Annotated in this window: 13 protein-coding genes; 7 read left to right on the forward strand and 6 right to left on the reverse strand. The window is 42.5% G+C overall.

Translation table 11 applies throughout. The features are described 5' to 3' along the window. The 3 genes from I1A42_RS16335 to I1A42_RS16345 all read left to right on the forward strand — a co-directional run bounded on the left by I1A42_RS16335 (position 1) and on the right by I1A42_RS16345 (position 1,928). On the forward strand, positions 1 to 519 hold the full coding sequence (locus tag I1A42_RS16335; protein ID WP_161156038.1) for an Hcp family type VI secretion system effector: 519 nt from the start codon (positions 1 to 3) through the stop codon (positions 517 to 519). Positions 520 to 657: 138 nt separating this feature from the next. Beyond that, positions 658 to 1,215 (forward strand): NADAR family protein, encoded by a 558-nt coding sequence (locus I1A42_RS16340; protein ID WP_202436446.1) that lies wholly within the window; start codon positions 658 to 660, stop codon positions 1,213 to 1,215. Positions 1,216 to 1,409: 194 nt separating this feature from the next. Beyond that, positions 1,410 to 1,928: an Hcp family type VI secretion system effector gene (locus tag I1A42_RS16345; RefSeq protein WP_161156036.1), complete on the forward strand. Its 519-nt coding sequence runs from the start codon at positions 1,410 to 1,412 to the stop codon at positions 1,926 to 1,928. Positions 1,929 to 3,184: 1,256 nt separating this feature from the next. On the opposite strand, the gene ptrR is transcribed toward I1A42_RS16345, so the two are convergent. Continuing rightward, positions 3,185 to 4,054: a putrescine utilization regulator PtrR gene (gene ptrR / locus I1A42_RS16350; protein ID WP_161156035.1), complete on the reverse strand. Its 870-nt coding sequence runs from the start codon at positions 4,052 to 4,054 to the stop codon at positions 3,185 to 3,187. Positions 4,055 to 4,166: 112 nt separating this feature from the next. On the opposite strand from ptrR, the gene I1A42_RS16355 reads away from it, so the two are divergent. Continuing rightward, positions 4,167 to 5,555 (forward strand): aldehyde dehydrogenase family protein, encoded by a 1,389-nt coding sequence (locus I1A42_RS16355; RefSeq protein ID WP_196124082.1) that lies wholly within the window; start codon positions 4,167 to 4,169, stop codon positions 5,553 to 5,555. Between the two features lie 318 nt (positions 5,556 to 5,873). Further along, the gene (locus I1A42_RS16360; protein WP_161156029.1) at positions 5,874 to 7,631 is read left to right on the forward strand and encodes a family 43 glycosylhydrolase; all 1,758 of its coding nucleotides are present in this window, start codon (positions 5,874 to 5,876) and stop codon (positions 7,629 to 7,631) included. Positions 7,632 to 7,812: 181 nt separating this feature from the next. Here the strand turns inward: I1A42_RS16360 and I1A42_RS16365 are convergent, their stop codons facing one another. From I1A42_RS16365 to I1A42_RS16375, 3 genes are read right to left on the reverse strand one after another with little or no spacing between them, the layout of a single operon-like run. Further along, entirely contained in the window at positions 7,813 to 8,826 is a 1,014-nt protein-coding gene (locus tag I1A42_RS16365; protein WP_196124083.1) for an L-threonylcarbamoyladenylate synthase, read from the reverse strand. After that, positions 8,811 to 11,219, reverse strand: coding sequence for a DUF2309 domain-containing protein (locus I1A42_RS16370; protein WP_196124084.1), 2,409 nt, complete (start codon positions 11,217 to 11,219; stop codon positions 8,811 to 8,813). The genes I1A42_RS16365 and I1A42_RS16370 overlap by 16 nt, the downstream gene beginning before the upstream one ends. Continuing rightward, a complete protein-coding gene (locus I1A42_RS16375; protein ID WP_196124085.1) occupies positions 11,219 to 12,586 on the reverse strand; it encodes an NADH-quinone oxidoreductase subunit L in 1,368 nt (455 codons plus the stop codon). The genes I1A42_RS16370 and I1A42_RS16375 overlap by 1 nt, the downstream gene beginning before the upstream one ends. A gap of 108 nt (positions 12,587 to 12,694) precedes the next feature. Between I1A42_RS16375 and I1A42_RS16380 the strand changes: the two genes are divergently transcribed. Next, on the forward strand, positions 12,695 to 13,570 hold the full coding sequence (locus I1A42_RS16380; protein WP_196124086.1) for a LysR family transcriptional regulator: 876 nt from the start codon (positions 12,695 to 12,697) through the stop codon (positions 13,568 to 13,570). Positions 13,571 to 13,635: 65 nt separating this feature from the next. On the opposite strand, the gene I1A42_RS16385 is transcribed toward I1A42_RS16380, so the two are convergent. Further along, positions 13,636 to 15,204, reverse strand: a complete 1,569-nt coding sequence (locus tag I1A42_RS16385; protein ID WP_196124087.1) for a methyl-accepting chemotaxis protein — start codon at positions 15,202 to 15,204, stop codon at positions 13,636 to 13,638. Between the two features lie 102 nt (positions 15,205 to 15,306). Next, complete coding sequence (locus tag I1A42_RS16390; protein ID WP_196124088.1) at positions 15,307 to 15,693, reverse strand: hypothetical protein; 387 nt, start codon at positions 15,691 to 15,693, stop codon at positions 15,307 to 15,309. Positions 15,694 to 15,926: 233 nt separating this feature from the next. Between I1A42_RS16390 and I1A42_RS16395 the strand changes: the two genes are divergently transcribed. Further along, positions 15,927 to 17,231, forward strand: a complete 1,305-nt coding sequence (locus I1A42_RS16395) for an ABC transporter substrate-binding protein (RefSeq protein WP_196124089.1) — start codon at positions 15,927 to 15,929, stop codon at positions 17,229 to 17,231. Positions 17,232 to 17,545 lie beyond the last annotated feature (314 nt).

Here is a 17,545-nt window from a genome sequence, read left to right on the forward strand (position 1 = left end):
ATGCCAACTCCATGTTATATCTCTATCGAAGGTCAAACCCAAGGTCTTATCACTGCAGGCGCATGTACAGCAGATTCAATTGGTGACTCTTACGTGGAAGGCCATGAAGATGAAATGCTGGTACAAGAATTTGACCATAGCGTGACTGTTCCAACTGATCCTCAATCTGGTCAGCCTTCTGGTCAGCGCGTACATAAAGCGTTCAAATTTACAGTGTCATTAAATAAAGCCGTTCCACTGCTATATAACGCATTGGCATCGGGTGAAAAAATGTCTTCTGTGACATTAAAATGGTACCGTACTTCTATCGAAGGTAAACAAGAAAACTTCTTCACTACCACGTTAGAAAATGCGTCAATCGTTGATATCCGTTGCGAAATGCCACACTGTCAAGATCCAGCAAAATCTGACTTCACGCAAAACCTAACTGTATCGATGACTTACCGTCAAATCAGCTGGGAACATGTGAATGCGGGTACCTCAGGTGCAGACGACTGGCGTAAGCCTGTTGAAGCATAACGCTTCGATTGGGCGTTTAATCTAATCTCACAGATTAAACGGGCTATCTGCCCAAGATATTAAATGATAAAGCGCCGATGTTCGGCGCTTTTTTGTTGGCAGCTTAGGTGAAGCGCTAACGAGAAAAAGGAAAATGATATGACAATGCTGATCCAATCTAATGAAGATTTGCTCTCGGCTCAACGTCAAGGAAAAGAATTTAAATTTGTTTACTTCTGGGGGCACAGAAAACCACAGCAAGGAATAGCAAAATCTTGCTTCAGCCAATGGTATGAGGCTCCGTTCTATGAAGGGAGTAAATGTTTTCTCACCGCAGAACATTACATGATGTATCAAAAAGCAAAAACGTTCGATAATCATGATATCGCAGAAAAAATTTTGGTTTGCAAAACTCCAGGAGAGGCGAAAAAGCTTGGGCGAAATGTCGTTGGCTTTGATGAGCAAATTTGGCGTGAGGTTCGGTACAACATTGTTGTTCAAGCTAACGTACTTAAATTTTCTCAACATTCGGATATGAAGGCATTTCTCTCTAATACTGGCGACCGTATTTTAGTTGAAGCGAGCCCTGTCGATAGAATTTGGGGAATTGGTCTTTCAGCCGACGATCCAAAAGTAGAGCAAGTAAATCAATGGCAAGGCCTAAATCTACTTGGATATGCTTTGATGAAAACTCGTCAACTGATAAATGAGTTATAACCGTTTTGCGAGTAATGACAAAAAATTGTTCTTGCTGGGCAATAAGTTGCTTAGCATGAGAGAAATATTGCCCTACTAGGTATGTTGACTTTATAACCTATTGATTTTTGATAGTAGAGAATTGGCACTTTGTTTGCTCATAGTCATGTATAGCGTGAAATAACGCCTTACTTACTTATTGAAAGGAATTTGCAATGCCAACTCCATGTTATATCTCTATCGAAGGTCAAACCCAAGGTCTTATCACTGCAGGCGCATGTACTGCCGATTCAATCGGTGATTCATATGTTGAAGGTCACGAAGATGAAATGTTGGTTCAACAGTTTGACCACAGCGTAACTGTACCAACTGATCCTCAATCCGGTCAGCCTTCTGGTCAGCGTGTTCACAAAGCTTTTAAATTTACTGTGTCATTAAATAAAGCGGTTCCATTGCTATATAACGCATTAGCATCGGGTGAAAAAATGTCTTCAGTGACATTAAAATGGTACCGTACTTCTATCGAAGGTAAACAAGAAAACTTCTTTACGACTACGCTAGAAAACGCATCAATCGTTGATATCCGTTGCGAAATGCCACACTGCCAAGATCCAGCAAAATCTGACTTCACGCAAAACCTAACTGTATCGATGACTTATCGTCAAATCACTTGGGATCACGTGAACGCAGGTACATCTGGTTCAGACGACTGGCGTAAACCAATCGAAGCATAGTCTTCGTTACACAATAAAAAAGCGCTGGGGAGTAGTACTTCCCAGCGCTTTTTTTATCCCTAGGCGGGATAGAATCGGATAGTGTTGTTTACTTAGCGGCAACTTTATGATTTCTAAGTTTTATTCTTTTGCCACATTTTTTGCACACATAGACGTGTTTGACACCTAGCATTTTATCGAGAAATGAGCGATGTTGACGCATTAACTGACCTTGATGATCACATTTTTCCATTTGTTCAACCTTGTTATGTAAATGACAACTGAATAAACAATCTGTTTGTTTTATGTTCATTCTGTATCTATAAAGATGAAAGTTAGATTAAAATTTCACTCTTTCATTTCACATTCTTTAATTAATCTAAATGATCATTTCGGTATAAATAGCACCTTTAATTAATAATTATTATTACGAGCTGTATCTTTATTTTATTTATTAGTACAAAATACTGTAAATAGTAAGTTGTAAAGACAGAGCCATGTCACTAAGGTGTTAATTTTCTAACACTTATAATTTAAAATTCAATGGTTTTCATATCAACTGATTTATTCGATAATTTACCCAATTGAAGTTCATATCCATATATCTTGGATCAGCATCACTAATCGTACTCAATACGTTTTATAAAACTATCATGTATAGTGATGAAAATAGTACCAATAATGAGATTTTTTAATTTTAAAACGGCAATATTGTGATTCTTATTCCGTAATTATTATCACAACTTATAAAAGTTAAATCTAATATTGGGTGTATCAGAGTAGATTAAATAATTTGAATTTTTATTTTTTGGCTTAATATATATAAAAAATCTATTTATTATGAAACTCGGTTTATATTGATCTAATTTTATAATCGAGGCTAAAAATAAAGCCACCTTTGATGAGGTAGCTTTATCGATTATTGTTTTAATTAGAATGCCAACTGATGTTGTTATGGATTTACTGAGAATCCAATTGTGTCTGGTTAAAAATATATCAACCTTTCTTAGATAAAAATATAGCTCTAATTGGTTAATTTTAAATAAAATGCATTTATTAATAAGTGATTGTTTTAGATAGTGTATTACATTAGTTATTTATATTTAAACGACATGCATATGAGTTAAATTTTATATTTAAATGCAGAATATAACGTTTATTAGCAATATAAAATTATGTGGTTGATAAGACGTTTCAACCACATTTATAGCCATATAACTTGCTTGAGACTCAACACATTCTCGATGAGACTCTATCTTAAGGTTTCTGGGTATATCTTAGGCGCGTTCTTTATACTCAGGGAGTATGTCGAGCATGAGTTGTAGTTGAGGTGTCATGGATCCTCGACGCCATATTAACCATGTAGTGAGCCAGCGCCAGTCTTCTCCCATTGGGCTGATTTTTACTTGTTCATGCCCTGGCATTGTCATCAACATGCTTTTCGGCAACATGGCGACACCAGCGCCAGCTATCACACAAGCGAGCATGCCGTGATAGGATTCCATTTCATAGATGTTGCCTGGTTTGGCGTGATCGGCTAGAAACCAGTTTTCAAAGTGGCGTCGATATGAACAGTTTGCGCGAAACGCATAGATATTCTGACCAGTCAGATCTTGGCCCCGAGTTATCGTAGGGTATTGGCTTGGTGAGATCAGAACTAACTCTTCATCACACAGTGGGCGTCCTTCAATCGCAGGGTGAATGACGGGGCCATCGATAAATGCCGCGGCGAGCTCTCCATCTAATACTTGGTCAAACATACTGCCGGATGGACCGGTAATTAAATCCAACTGAATTAACGGATAGCTTTGATTATATTTCGCTAGAATGGGGGGGATTCTTACCGCTGCGGTACTTTCTAATGAACCTAAATGCAAACGTCCTTTAGGTTCTTCGCCAACGACGGCATCGCGAGCTTCTTCGACGAGTTGCAAAATTTGGTGGCTGTAATTGAGAAGGTTATATCCAGCAGGCGATAACCTTAACCGTTGGTTCTCTCGGATGAACAGTTCGACACCTAGGTCAGCTTCCAATTGTCTAATGCGGGTTGTGACATTGGAAGGCACACGATGGACTCGTTTGGCTGCTTCTGACACGCTACCCGTTTCAGCAACGGCATTAAACATTTCAAGTTGAGATAAGTTCATACCATTCTCATTTTGTGAAAGGAATTTTTAATATTATTCACTTTTCTGTTTTGGTCAGCAAGAGCAAACTACACTCATTAAAAGATGAAAGAACGAATATACGGAGTTCATAATGTCTAATAGCCCTCTTACCCAATCTATATCTAAAAACCCTGCCAATGGTCAGGTAATCGGAGAATATCCGTTTGATACTTTTGACCAAGTAGAACACGTTGTTGCTGAGAGCTTTAAGCAAAGTAAGCTATGGCGTCAGTACACTGTTGCTGAGCGTAGTGAAAAACTGATTACGATCGGCCAAGCTCTTAGAGATAACGCCGAAGAAATGGCGCAGATGATTACTGCTGAAATGGGCAAACCTATTTTACAAGCTCGTGGTGAGGTGGCTAAAAGTGCCAACCTATGTGATTGGTATGCAGAGCATGGCCCAAACATGTTAGCAACAGAGCCTACCATGGTTGAAAACAACAATGCAGTATTAGAATATCGTCCAATGGGCGTTGTACTGGCAATCATGCCTTGGAACTTCCCATTATGGCAGGTAATGCGTGGTGCAGTGCCGATCCTGCTATCTGGTAACACCTATGTTTTAAAACACGCGCCAAACGTTATGGGGTGTGCGTATTTAATCGAAAGAATCTTGCGTGAGGCTGGAATCCCAGAAGGTGTGTTCTCTGTTACACACGCAACTAATGATTTGGTCAGAGATGTGATTAGTGATGACCGCATCGCAGCTGTTACCTTTACTGGTAGTGTTCGAGCTGGTAAATCAATTGGCTCTCAAGCTGGAGCTGCTTTGAAAAAATCCGTCCTTGAACTGGGTGGTTCAGATCCATTTATCGTATTAAATGGTGCTGATATTGATGAAGCGGTAAGAGCTGCGGTTGCTGGCCGTTATCAAAATAGCGGTCAAGTTTGTGCGGCTGCCAAACGTTTTATTATCGAACAATCCATAGAAACTGAATTTACCGAAAAATTTGTCGCTGCCGTTAAAGCATTAAATATGGGCGATCCACTCGTTGAAGAGAACTACGTAGGGCCAATGGCACGTTTTGATTTACGTGATGAATTGGATACACAAGTTCAAGCGACTATCCAAGAAGGTGCCAAAGTACTACTTGGTGGCCATATTGTGGAAGGTGAAGGCAACTACTACGCACCCACAATTTTGGCGGGAGTTACTCCTGAAATGACAGCGTTTAAGCAAGAGATGTTTGGACCTGTTGCTGCTGTCACTGTCGCTAAAGATGCAGACCATGCTATTGCGTTGGCCAATGATAGTGAATTTGGTTTATCGGCAACTATCTATGCTGATGAACAGCAAGCCATAGAACTCGCCGCGCAGATTGAAACCGGTGGTGTATTTATTAATGGCTTTAGTGCTAGTGACCCACGCGTTGGTTTCGGCGGGGTTAAGAAAAGTGGTTACGGACGTGAGCTTTCTCATTTTGGTTTACATGAGTTCTGTAATATCCAAACAGTATGGAAAAACCGCAAGGGCTAACGCTCTGCTGAAAAACGGTTCATCGGTTAGTTCAGAAGTGGCGAAGGCAGCAATGTCTTCGCTTTTTTCGTTAAAAGTGATAGCGGTAAAGCTCATGTTGTTAAGCTGGCGTAAATGTTTGGCACAGCCCCCGTTTTTGCAATCAAACATTCGTCTAATCAATGAACTGCGACCCATTCCCCTATTTACCTCCTTTGATCACCATATAATAAAATGAAACATTATTTCATTTATATTTTATTATTTCTGCCGAATTGGCATGCGGACTTCTTATGATCGATCCCTCACAAGGGAATGACACCTCACGGAGGAAATTAGATGTTCGACAACCTATTATTTCAATCTAAATGGTGGCGCACCATCTTACTCTCATTCGCTGCGTTATTGATAAGTGGAATGGGATGGGCCGCTGATACCACGTTTACAAATCCTGTTTATGAAAACGGCGCAGACCCATGGGTGATGTATTACGATGGCAATTATTACTCAGCGACAACCACTTGGAGTTCTCAGTTAGAAATGCGTAAGTCCGCAACTTTAGCTGGACTCGCCGATGCTACGCCGGTGAATGTTTGGTCGGAAACTAACTCTGATCGTTGCTGTAATTTTTGGGCGTTTGAGTTTCATCGCTTAAAAGGCCCAAATGGTTGGCGTTGGTACATGTTGTATACATCAGGACATGAAGATACTTACGACTATCAACATCTCTCTGTATTAGAAAGTGCCGGGGATGATCCAATGGGACCTTATCAATATAAAGGTTCTCCGATGGAAGACAGCTACAATATCGATGGCAGTTACATCACCATCAATAACCAACTGTATTTAATGTATTCACAGTGGGTGGGTGATGAGCAGAAAGATTTCATTATCAAAATGTCAAACCCATGGACGACCACTGGTCAAGCGAGTGTGTTGACTCACCCAACAGAAGATTGGGAAAAAGTTGGCATGAATGTCAATGAAGGCCCTGAAGGTTTAATTCATGATGGGCGTGTTTTCGTGGTCTATTCCGCGAGCTATTGTGCGACTCCCGATTATAAGTTGGGCATGCTAGAACTGACAGGAGACGATCCTTTAGATTCTGATGCCTGGACCAAATACGATGAACCGGTCTTTACTAAAGGTAATGGGGTATATGGTCCTGGACACAACGGATTTTTTACTTCTCCTGATGGCAGTGAAGATTGGTTGGTGTATCACGGTAACGCTAATGCGGATGACGGATGCGGTACTGGTCGAGCCTTACGCGCTCAGTCCTACACATGGAATTCTGATGGTACTCCAAATTTTGGAGAACCGATTGCCAGTGGTGAAGCTGTGGCCGTTCCTTCCGGTGAAAATGGCCCAATGCGGGTTAAACCACAAGCACCTATGATGCGTTTAAATCATTATGTTACCACCACGGTCGATGGAGAAACTCAGTTGAGTTTATCAAATACAATTCCTGCGATTTTAGATTCTTTATCTGATGGAACCGTACGTTTTACTGATTATGCTGGTGGCTTTTTGTCTGGTTCTAGTTGCAGTAAATCCCAATCATTTTTACCTTGGGAAAATGAAGCTTGTCAAAAATGGCAAGTCGAGCAGTTATCTGATGGCCTTCTAAAATTTGTAAACAGTGATGACGAATCATCGTATATGGCGTGTGATGGTGACGATTGTGATGAGTGGGGATTATCTCCATTGAGTAGCGTTGCCGTGGTAAGCGCACAAAGTGGTTTGGTTGTGACTGCAACAGATACGGGAATTGAACAGCAAGGTTGGAGTGGGGATTCCACTCAGATTTGGTGGATGCAACCTGAACAAGATGGAACGGTAACCATAGTTCCTGATAGCGAACCAACACACTGTTTAAATGCTAGTGATAACAATGCGACATTTGGAACTTGTAGCAGCGACGCTAGTCATTGGTATTTACGTCCGAGAGACGAAGGGGGGTACCGGATTGTAAATAAATCAACCGGTAGACTATTAGATTTAACGGATTGCGCTTTGGATTCTGGAACTGTGATTGGCACGTATGATGACCTAGATAATATTTGCCAACGCTTTTATCTAAGAAATACCGATTAAAGTGAGCAGGTAAAAAAAGACCCCTACAGTGAGTAGGGGTGTTGCAATGAACAACAAAGGTTGCGTAGTCATCGGAGTGATGGGGAGTATTACTCTCCATCACTCTTATTTTGAGCTCTCATTTCTTGATAGTGGATAAAGGTGTCACCAGCACGAAATAAGGAATGGATATCGCTCTGCATTACATCGGCAAGGCTGCGCGACTTAATCGGTCGTTAACTGCGTTCCACGCCTCCCCCTGCGGTGGACGCTCGAGCCAGATTTCATCGAGTTGCAACTTGTCGGCCTCTGCAAGAGAGCGATAAAGCTTATTACCGTAACGAGTGGCATCGTTTGGCATTTCAATTGATGCAATGTCGTTTCCGGTGAATTCATTGTGAATTAAGTCTGTGGTATGTATTACCGCATACGTTAATGATTTATCCCTTTGGCTTAATGCCTGTTTTATATCGTCCACTAGGCGCAAGAGGGTTTTCGGTTGATAGTGACTGCCCACGTTTCCGGGGACAGAGACATCATGATGTTGCGGGTAATTCACCGCTTCCCCTAACGTCGTACTGATGTCATGAGCCGTAATCGGACCAGCGCGCAGCACTCTCACAGTCTCTGAGGTTAAATCGATGATGGTGGATTCCAATCCGAAGAGACAATCCCCACCATCAACGACCGCATCAATTCGACCATCGAGTCCCGATAAAACTTGTTCCGCATTGGTTGGACTCAACTGTTTGTATGGATTGGCAGAAGGGGCTGCCACCGCTAATCGATGCTCTTTGAGTAATGACAGAATCACTGGGTGAGCAGGCATTCTAAGGGCGATGGTGTCTAACCCTCCAGTGACGACTGAAGAAACATGTTCTGCCTTACGCATTAAAAATGTGAGCGGGCCCGGCCAATAAGCTTTTGCAAGCGTAATGGCTCTTTCTGGCACATCTGCAGCCCAATCTTTTAATTGATCCATTGAACCAATATGAACAATGAGTGGGTGATTAGCTGGACGTCCTTTAGCAGCAAATATTTGCTTCACCGCTTCTGGTTGGGTGGCATCAGCTGCCAACCCATATACCGTTTCAGTCGGTAGAGCGACCAGTTTCCCAAGCTTTAATAAGCTCGCTGCATGTTGTTGATCTTGAGCGCTATTCGCGCTCAATTGAAGCGTATTCAACGAAACCTCTCTGTTTATTGTGGTAACCATTGTTGGTCCTGATATTTAGACACTTGATGGTTATCATCGATGTGGTACAAAAATAGCCAACCGTTATCAACCAGTGATGACACGTTATCGTGTTTGTTGATGATGTCTTCAATTGCTGTTTTAGGCGCTTGAATGAAGGCACTTAAACGAATAGGTTGATGACGATACTGTTTACCGTCATGTACCGATTGTTGGGATAAACCGATACGTAAGTCGCCACCATTTCCTTCGAATACCCCGATGTGTCCACCAACGACATTATGCAGAAGCTTATTACCACTACCGTACTTAGTCGGTGCGGTGACTGAAGCAAAGTATTGCAAGTTAATCCAGTTCATAACCAACAGCGGTGCTGTCATGATATTTTCTAGTTGCTTAAACTCTGGGTCTTGGTCGGCATGATATTCGTGTAAAAACGAGCGTCCATCTAAATCCATGCTTCGAGTTAGGGCTCGCGGAGCAATAAACACACCTGCGTTATTGCACAAGCCCCATTCTGGTCGCATCTGTGCCCAGTTATTAGCTCTTTGTTTAAAGAAGCGGCTGACATCTTGTGGCGATGGCTCATCATTGCCTGTATCAAATTGCTTAACCCGTTTGATACGTGCTAAATCGCAAGCCGCTGAGATTTTCTCTGCCCAATCGCACTCTTTTGGTTGTTTGAATACCTGTAGTTCATCGGTTGTTGTGTTGTGAATCGCTGCGTAAAACTGCGTATCTTCGGGAATGGTCACGCCAAACTCTGGAGTTAAGGCGCGAACTTCTGGATCATTCAATATAGACGCTAATACTTTCGCATTGACTTCACCGCTTTGGCCGCCACATGCTCCGCAATCCAAACTTGATGACGTATGGTTGTTGCATGTTTGACTACCATGACCGGCCAGTAACACCACATTAGCTAGACGCTGGCTGATCCCCATGGCTTTGAGTACACCTGCGCCTAATTCCGCTTTTTCAGCGGTAGTGAGTGACACTTCATTGCGTTTTAAATCCCACTCATCATTAGTGCGCGCATCTCTATTGACTGGGTTTTCGGTGCCTTGCTGCATCACAACACGTTTGAATAAACTGACCAGTTTTAACAGACCGCCAGCTTCGACCATACCTAAGTTAGATGAAGGTTTTTCTAAACTATTTTGCCATCCTAGCTTGGTTAAGCGTAACCAACGGTCAGGCTGCATTTTGGTTTGCTGCGCAACCAAATTTGGCGCGAGTAGCCCCGGTAATTGTGGACGTTTGATTGACCCGTCTTGGTTTTGATAACTCATAGGAATACCAAAGAAACCAGTAAAACCAAGCGTTTCTACTTCTGATCCTTGAGCTTCAAGTGCTCGACGCATTGGCTCTGAGCGCACATCGATACAGAATATCGCCTGAATCTGTGGACGAGTTTGTGCTTGAACTTCTTGCGCGTGCTTAACTTGCTCGATCCATGGTGCATGAACGCTTAACTCAAATGCGCGTTGCCAAACCCACCTAGGTTCTAGTTGCTGTTTGGCCAATTCATAATATTGGGTCACATTGGCCGCTTGTGATTGCATGGTTTGACGAACTTGAACAAAGGTATCCTGTTGTTCTTTCTTCAACCATTGCCACAGCACGTAGTCCCAAGCAAGTAGAATGACACTAAGACCGAGTGTATGTGGAATTTCGATTTCCTGTTTATTCAGCCCAGCTTGCCAATCAAGCCAAGATTGCCAGCCTGCCCAACCAGAAAGTTGGTGCAATGACGCTTTCATAAAAGCAAGAGAACCATGTTCGTTTTGTAATAATTCTTGCCACTCGGTTTGAAACAACTCTAGCGCACCCTCGATAGATGTTGGCAGTTGGCCAAAGTAAGGCAGTAGGTCAACACCGATAAGAGTGCGAATGCCTTTATCGCGAGTGACAACTTCAAGCCAACTTTGGTAGAGGTGCTCACCATTTTTACCTTCTGCATCAAAACGCTCTGGGTATTGGTGATACAGCGCGATAAATTGGCTAACCTGTTGTTGAATCTCTTGGCCCCAGCTATGGCCTTGCTCTGACGGAATATTATCATCCATTAGCATTGCCAGTGTTTCCCAGCGAGGCAATGGCTTATCTTGACGCTCGATGTATTCTTGCACTTCTTGGTTCGTCAACGGGGAGCGGATGTCTTTGATCGCTTGTTCTACATGTTCCGGTTGGATTTGTTCTTTCCACTTAGCTTGGAAGTACTTTTTTTCCATTAACCCCGTGATTCCTGTGATGACCGCTTGTTCAGCAAAAGTTTGCTCGATACCTGAGTGGCGCTGAGGCCACCAAGGGTTAACCGCGATGGATTGATCAAGCGGCCAAGCTGGCGCAATGGATTCTGAAGCTTGTTGAGCAATGTTGGCGAATGGTAAGGTAATTTTTTCTAAAATCATTATTTTGCCTCGGTTTCTACTTGCCAATCAGTGTGTTGAAGTTTTAGCAGTGACTCACTGGGCCACAGTTTTAGGGTTAGACGTGTCGACCATTCATCAAGATAAGCGCCTGCATTCAACCAGATAAACAATCGTTTAACCCAGTGTATATGCGGCCAATATTGAAGCGCGATTGAGAGTACGAATAAGCTAATAAATAAGAGAGCGACGAAACTATCTGCAATAAGGTTTAATGGTGCATCCAATCCCATTAGTACTGCTAAATGATGTTTTGCTGTGGTGTAAAGCGTTAAGAGTAAGGCTGCAAACCCGATAGAAATGGCCATGCGTGGCAGCGTTCCTTTGTCTAAACGCGTCAAGCTTGGAACGATTAAAGCTGTCAGTGCGAACCACACTAATGTTGTTGCTGCAAAGCTGGTCATTATCGCAAATTGCCATTGCGCGATGGCGAGCATTGCGAGTGAAATACTCAAAGCTATCAGCCAGTGTTTTAGCTTTGGTTTGACTGAACCGGCTAATTTTGCAGCGAGGTAATGGTTCACAGTATTGCCACTATTTAAGAATGAGTAGGCTTTGTAAAACGAGTGGGCGAATAGGTGAAGCAGTGCCATTTCGTAAAGGCCTAGCGCGACTTCTACAAGCATTAATCCCATTTGAGAACTTGTTGACCATGCCAGTTTCACTTTCACACTAATGCGTGTTGTACTCACTAAGCCCGCGATAACAGTGCTGATTCCAGCTAGGACAACGACTAACCAACACGCGAAACTGCTTGATGCCAAAATTGGCGCAAAGAACAGCAACAAGATGCCACCTAGGTTGACAATTCCTGCGTGCAAAAGGGCAGATACAGGGGTTGGTGCTTCCACAACCTGTATTAACCAGCCGTGCATTGGCAGCTGGGCACATTTAATCAAAGCAACAATCGCCAGCAGAACGGCTGCAACACTGATGTTAGTACTGCCATGAGCAAAAGAAGCTTGTTGGACGATTTCATTGATGTAAGGCGTTTTAAACTGTCCGTAGAGCGCGACAAACGCAACTGCTAGTAAAAGCTCACTTAAACGTGCTAGCAAGAATTTTTTGTGTGCTGCTAGCTGAGCGCGTGGACGTTCTGGGTAAAACAGAATTAAACGGTGTAGCGTTAAACTAACTGAAACCCAAGCGGCCCAAAACAACAACAGATGGTTACTGCTAATCACAACCACAACCGATGCGATAGTCGCTAAAAGAGCGCGTAAGAATCGAGAACGGTCGGCTTCGCCACTAAAAGCGACCCAACTGTAACGAACAATGGTGAATCCCAAAATCGCAATTAATCCTAGTAACATCATCTTGAGCGGTGTTACTAAAAACAGAGTAGACATGACAAACCTCACACTTAAAAACGTGATGCCTATTGTGAAATTCTGTTACAGTTAAGTAAAATACATAATTAATTAGAAAACATTCTTTTTTATAGAACGGTAGGATTTATGAGTCGACTTAACTACCATCATCTGTACTATTTTTGGCAGGTGGCAAAGCAAGGGAATCTAACCCAAACTGCGCAGAAATTACATATTTCTCAGTCAGCACTTTCCACTCAAATCAAGCAGTTAGAGCAAGCCATGGACGTTCAGCTGTTCGTCCGGCAAGGACGCTCTTTAACCTTGACTGAGAGCGGCTATCACGCCTTAAGCTATGCTGAAGAAATTTTTCGCAATGGTGAAGAATTAGAGACTTTGTTAACAAGTGGTAAGACCTTACCTGGTGCAACTATTCGTATCGGCATCTTATCTACTATCTCACGTAACTTCATTGAGCAGTTTATTCAACCATTGATTAATCAGAACGATTGCCGCTATGTGTTGCAATCGATGAGTCAAACAGGCCTATTGAATGCATTGGGAGAACTGCAAGTTGATGTAGCCCTCACCAACATCGCAGTGAGAGGTTCGAATAAACAAAATTGGCAAAGTCGTGTATTGGCGCGCCAAGCGGTAGCGATCATCGGTCCGCCTGGATTAGAGCTAGGTGATCAACTTGGTGAAGGCTATCGTAATCAGAGATGGGTACTCCCATACGGAGAGAACCCCCTGAGAGCTGCGTTTGATGCATTTGCTGCACAATACCAGTTGCAACCTGAGATAGTGGCAGAATCAGACGATATGGCGATGTTACGTCTTTTAACTCGGGATACTGGCGCATTGGCCGTTATGCCGGAAGTCGTGGTCAAAGACGAATTGGATCACGGTACGTTGAAGCGTTATATGTTATTACCCAATGTCTATGAGAATTTCTACGCCCTCACGATGAAGCGCCGCGTCGTTCACCCAAAATTGGATATGTTGATTCGCCCACTGTTGTAATGATAGTGATAAACAAAGGAGATGGCTGCGTTGGCAGGCATCTCCTTTTGGGGAACCTTTTCGGTTTAGTGTTCAAATTTAAATTGAGCCACTTTGCTTTCGAGGTCTTTAACGATAGGTATTTGGTGGTTTGCTTCTTGTTCGGCTTTTTCAGCTTGACTATTGGTTTGGTCGGTCAGCAGGGTAATACGGCTGATATTTTCATCGAGCTCTTTTAAGGTGACCGCTTGTTCTTCCGCTGCGGTTGAAATGAGATGGCTCAAATCTTGGACACCGCTCATCACTTGCTCAAACTCTGCAATCGTTTCATAAGCCCGTTCTGCTTGCGTTAAACTGTCTGTCACTGCTTCTTTACTGGTTTCGATGACGGACATTGCGGTTTTAGAGTAAGAGGTCATCACATTGATTTTTTCTTGAATCTCTAATGTTGATTGCTGCGTTCTGGTTGCTAGTGAGCGCACTTCGTCGGCCACAACAGCAAAGCCTCTGCCTTGTTCGCCAGCCCTTGCTGCTTCTATCGCTGCGTTGAGCGCCAGCAAGTTCGTTTGGTCGGCAATTTCAGTGATGGTGTCGATAATGCCTTCAATACTTGTCACACCTTCATTGAGCTTATTGATGACGTTAATCGTCTCACCCGTTTGTTCGGCTACCAATTGTACGCTTTGTTGGCTGCTTTGAACGCGCTTGCGACCATCGTTAGACAGTTCTCCAGCGTGAATAATTTGGCTGTGTGTATTTTCGGTGTGCGTCGCCACCTCTCGTGCAGTGGCACTCATTTCAGCAAGAGCCGCTGCAATTGATTCTAGCTCTTGTTTTTGTTGGGCTACGATGGTGCGTGTTTGGGTCGATGTCGTTGATACCGAGAACACCGATTTATCCACTTGTTTGGCAGAATTGTCGATGTCCCTGACCACTTGTTTAAGGTTTTCAACCACTTTACAAACAAAGCGGTTTAACTGACCAAACTCATCGTTTGAGCTTGATGGTACGAGATTTTTCAGCACGCCTTGCGACAAATCATCCAGCTCTCGCATCAGACTCTTAATGGATTTCTTAATAAATTGAGCCAGAGCAAATGAAATGATCGCAATCGCGATAATAACGATAACACCAATCATGATAAACGAGTCATTAAGGCTTTTCGCTGATGCATTGATGTTATGTGCAAGTTGGTTACTTTGAGTGAAGGACTGTTTCAAAATCGATGCTGTTGATTCAGTAATCACCTTTAGTTCGTTAATAATCTGTGCAAATGATTTAGCTTGACTGTTATTTAATTCAATCAAATCTTTTTGTGTTGCGAGTAACCCTTTGTCGCCTTCAATAGCGTCCATCAGAGATAATGTTAGCTGCGATAGTTGCTTAACAAAGTTCTTGAATTTACTATTGTGAGAAGCAAATAGCAGGGAAGGTAACAAGTTTGAGTAGGTGTTTTGCCAGCGTGAAAACGCAGAATTGATATCACTCAGCTCTGCAGCGGTTTCTGCATTAGCGGCTCTTTCAATTAACCACATACCTTCGTTGATGGAGGCATATACCGCATTAACTGTCGAGATAACGGTATCATCATCTTCCGTAAATACGGTATCTTCAATCAGTGGGATAATTTGAGTTTGCAGCTTATTTAGGTCCAAAACAATTTTCTTAATACGTTCATTTAACGAGACAATTGTTTCTTGGTCTTTTATTAAAACTTTTTCCGATTTTTTAATGATATCTATTTTGAGAGAGATTTCTCATATTTTAATTTTAATGAGTTTCGCATCACTAGACGTAAGGTTTAAGCTATTAAAACTATTAAGAATCTCTTCTAAACTCTTATTTCGATTCGTTAAGCTTTGTTCCGCTGATTTCAAGTCTGTTGCGACTTTTGCGTCTCTAAGTGCTAATAAATCGGGTTCATATCCACTGACCACATTGTTGAATCGAGAAGAGTATTGAACCGTCGGGGTAGATTCATCAGTAATGAACTTTAATTGGTTGCCTACTTTTAACCCATTGAAATAATTAAATAAAATAACGAAGGTAAAAACTGTTCCAATAAAAACAAAGCATAGCGTTATTTTTGTCGTTAAATTTAAGGTTAAGGCATTCTTCTTATTTACAACATCATTAGCTTGCATTATTTCAGTTCTCCCGAGCCAATGTGGCTACTACCCCTAATGTAATGCAGGAAGAATAGATTAATTTTGGGAAAAGCTGCAGTCTTTGTTGTTGGTTTATCTTAATAATTATCAATAAGCCAAGTTCTGTCACATAATTTAACTTTTACTAATTAAAACACTTGGATATTGAATGTACCACGCGTAAACAATGCTATAAATAATGACATTATTTAGCCTTAGGTAGAGATGCTATGTTATTGAAAAAAACCTTACTCAGTGCAGGAATTTTTTTACTATCGTATAACGTCACTTATGCCATTGATTTAAACATAGCATCTATTGATTCCGGGCACATTGAAGTTATGAAGAAGCTCAGCGCCGATTTTGAGCAGGCTAATCCAGATATAAAGCTTCATTGGCATACCTTTAATGAAGGCAGTCTTCGCATGCGGGTTATTTCGGATATCGCTGCAGGTGGTGGTCATTATGACGTGATGACTATTGGGATGTACGAAACACCAATTTGGGCTAAACGTGGCTGGCTAAGTCAGTTGACGCCGTCAGCAAGCTATCAAGTCAATGATCTTCTGCCAGCGGTGAGAGATGGATTGTCTTACGAAAACAAGTTGTATGCAGCCCCGTTTTATGGTGAAAGTTCGATGCTGATGTATCGAAAAGACCTCGTAAGTAAAGCTGGGTTTAAAATCGGTGATAGACCAACTTGGTCAAAAATCGAAGCGATTGCGAAAGCGGTCAATGATCCGCAAAACAATGTGTACGGTATCTGTTTACGCGGTAAAGCTGGTTGGGGTGACAGCGGGGCTATCATTTCAACGATAGCAAACAGTTTTGGTGCGCGCTGGTTCGATATGAATTGGAATCCGCAACTGACCTCAGCGCCTTGGATAAAGGCCGTCAATTTTTATGTAAACTTACTCAAGAAATATGGACCACCTACTCCAGAGAAAAATAGTTTCCCTGAATTACTGTCGATGACCAAAGAGGGCAAATGCGCCATGTGGATTGATGCGTCGGTTGCAGCGTCTTTCTTACTGGACAAAAAAACCAGTCCTCACGCAGATCAGTTCGCGTTTGCTCAGTCGCCATACAGTGTTACACCAAAGGGTGCAAATTGGTTATGGGCATGGGCATTTGCTGTTCCGAATAGTACGAAAAAACAAGAGGCCGCGCAGCGTTTCATTAACTGGGCGACGTCAAAGAATTATATTGAATTGGTGGCCTCAAAATATGGTTGGGGGAGTATCCCAACCGGTACACGCACATCGACTTATCAAAATCCACACTTCCTAGAGGTGTCTGGACGCTTTGCTAGTTCAGAAATGGAAGCTATCAACTCGGCGAACCCAGACGATAGCACCTTGGAACCGTCACCGTACAAAGGCGTGCAGTTTGTTGCGATTCCTGAATTTGTCTCTATCGGTGGTGTGATGGCACAAAAAGTGTCCCAAGCACTGCAAGGCCAGGTGTCGGTCGAGTCGGCTTTAGAAAGTTCGCAAAAATTTGCTGAAAGAGAAATTCGCCGGGCAGGTTATTGAATATTATTGATAGCCTTGTTAGGAATGAGAGGGTGTGCTAAGTAATTCGATGGCACTCAACCTGGCAGGGAAGATCTGATCGGTAATCATCGTAGCCTTATGTAGAAGTTTCGTTACGAAATTTTGAACTGGAAATAGCAAGAATGCCCCGAATCAATCTTGGAAAGTATCGCCAATTTAGCAATCTCGCACTGATGATAAATGCGTTTTTTCTTTGTCATTGAGAGCGCTGCAAGGCTTTTTCTACTAGTATTCGAGCTTCCTCACCTCATGAGTTTTTGTTCGCATTACACCCACATAAGCCGCCAGATAAC

The sequence above is a fragment of the Vibrio nitrifigilis genome, from assembly GCF_015686695.1.
GTDB lineage: Bacteria > Pseudomonadota > Gammaproteobacteria > Enterobacterales > Vibrionaceae > Vibrio > Vibrio nitrifigilis.

What these genes read in the sequence shown, in the direction of transcription:
- I1A42_RS16335 (WP_161156038.1), top strand. Translation starts at nt 1, where the DNA reads ATGCCAACTCCATGTTATATCTCTATCGAAGGTCAAACCCAAGGTCTT.
- I1A42_RS16340 (WP_202436446.1), top strand. Translation starts at nt 658, where the DNA reads ATGACAATGCTGATCCAATCTAATGAAGATTTGCTCTCGGCTCAACGT.
- I1A42_RS16345 (WP_161156036.1), top strand. Translation starts at nt 1,410, where the DNA reads ATGCCAACTCCATGTTATATCTCTATCGAAGGTCAAACCCAAGGTCTT.
- ptrR (WP_161156035.1), bottom strand. Translation starts at nt 4,054, where the DNA reads ATGAACTTATCTCAACTTGAAATGTTTAATGCCGTTGCTGAAACGGGT.
- I1A42_RS16355 (WP_196124082.1), top strand. Translation starts at nt 4,167, where the DNA reads ATGTCTAATAGCCCTCTTACCCAATCTATATCTAAAAACCCTGCCAAT.
- I1A42_RS16360 (WP_161156029.1), top strand. Translation starts at nt 5,874, where the DNA reads ATGTTCGACAACCTATTATTTCAATCTAAATGGTGGCGCACCATCTTA.
- I1A42_RS16365 (WP_196124083.1), bottom strand. Translation starts at nt 8,826, where the DNA reads ATGGTTACCACAATAAACAGAGAGGTTTCGTTGAATACGCTTCAATTG.
- I1A42_RS16370 (WP_196124084.1), bottom strand. Translation starts at nt 11,219, where the DNA reads ATGATTTTAGAAAAAATTACCTTACCATTCGCCAACATTGCTCAACAA.
- I1A42_RS16375 (WP_196124085.1), bottom strand. Translation starts at nt 12,586, where the DNA reads ATGTCTACTCTGTTTTTAGTAACACCGCTCAAGATGATGTTACTAGGA.
- I1A42_RS16380 (WP_196124086.1), top strand. Translation starts at nt 12,695, where the DNA reads ATGAGTCGACTTAACTACCATCATCTGTACTATTTTTGGCAGGTGGCA.
- I1A42_RS16390 (WP_196124088.1), bottom strand. Translation starts at nt 15,693, where the DNA reads ATGCAAGCTAATGATGTTGTAAATAAGAAGAATGCCTTAACCTTAAAT.
- I1A42_RS16395 (WP_196124089.1), top strand. Translation starts at nt 15,927, where the DNA reads ATGTTATTGAAAAAAACCTTACTCAGTGCAGGAATTTTTTTACTATCG.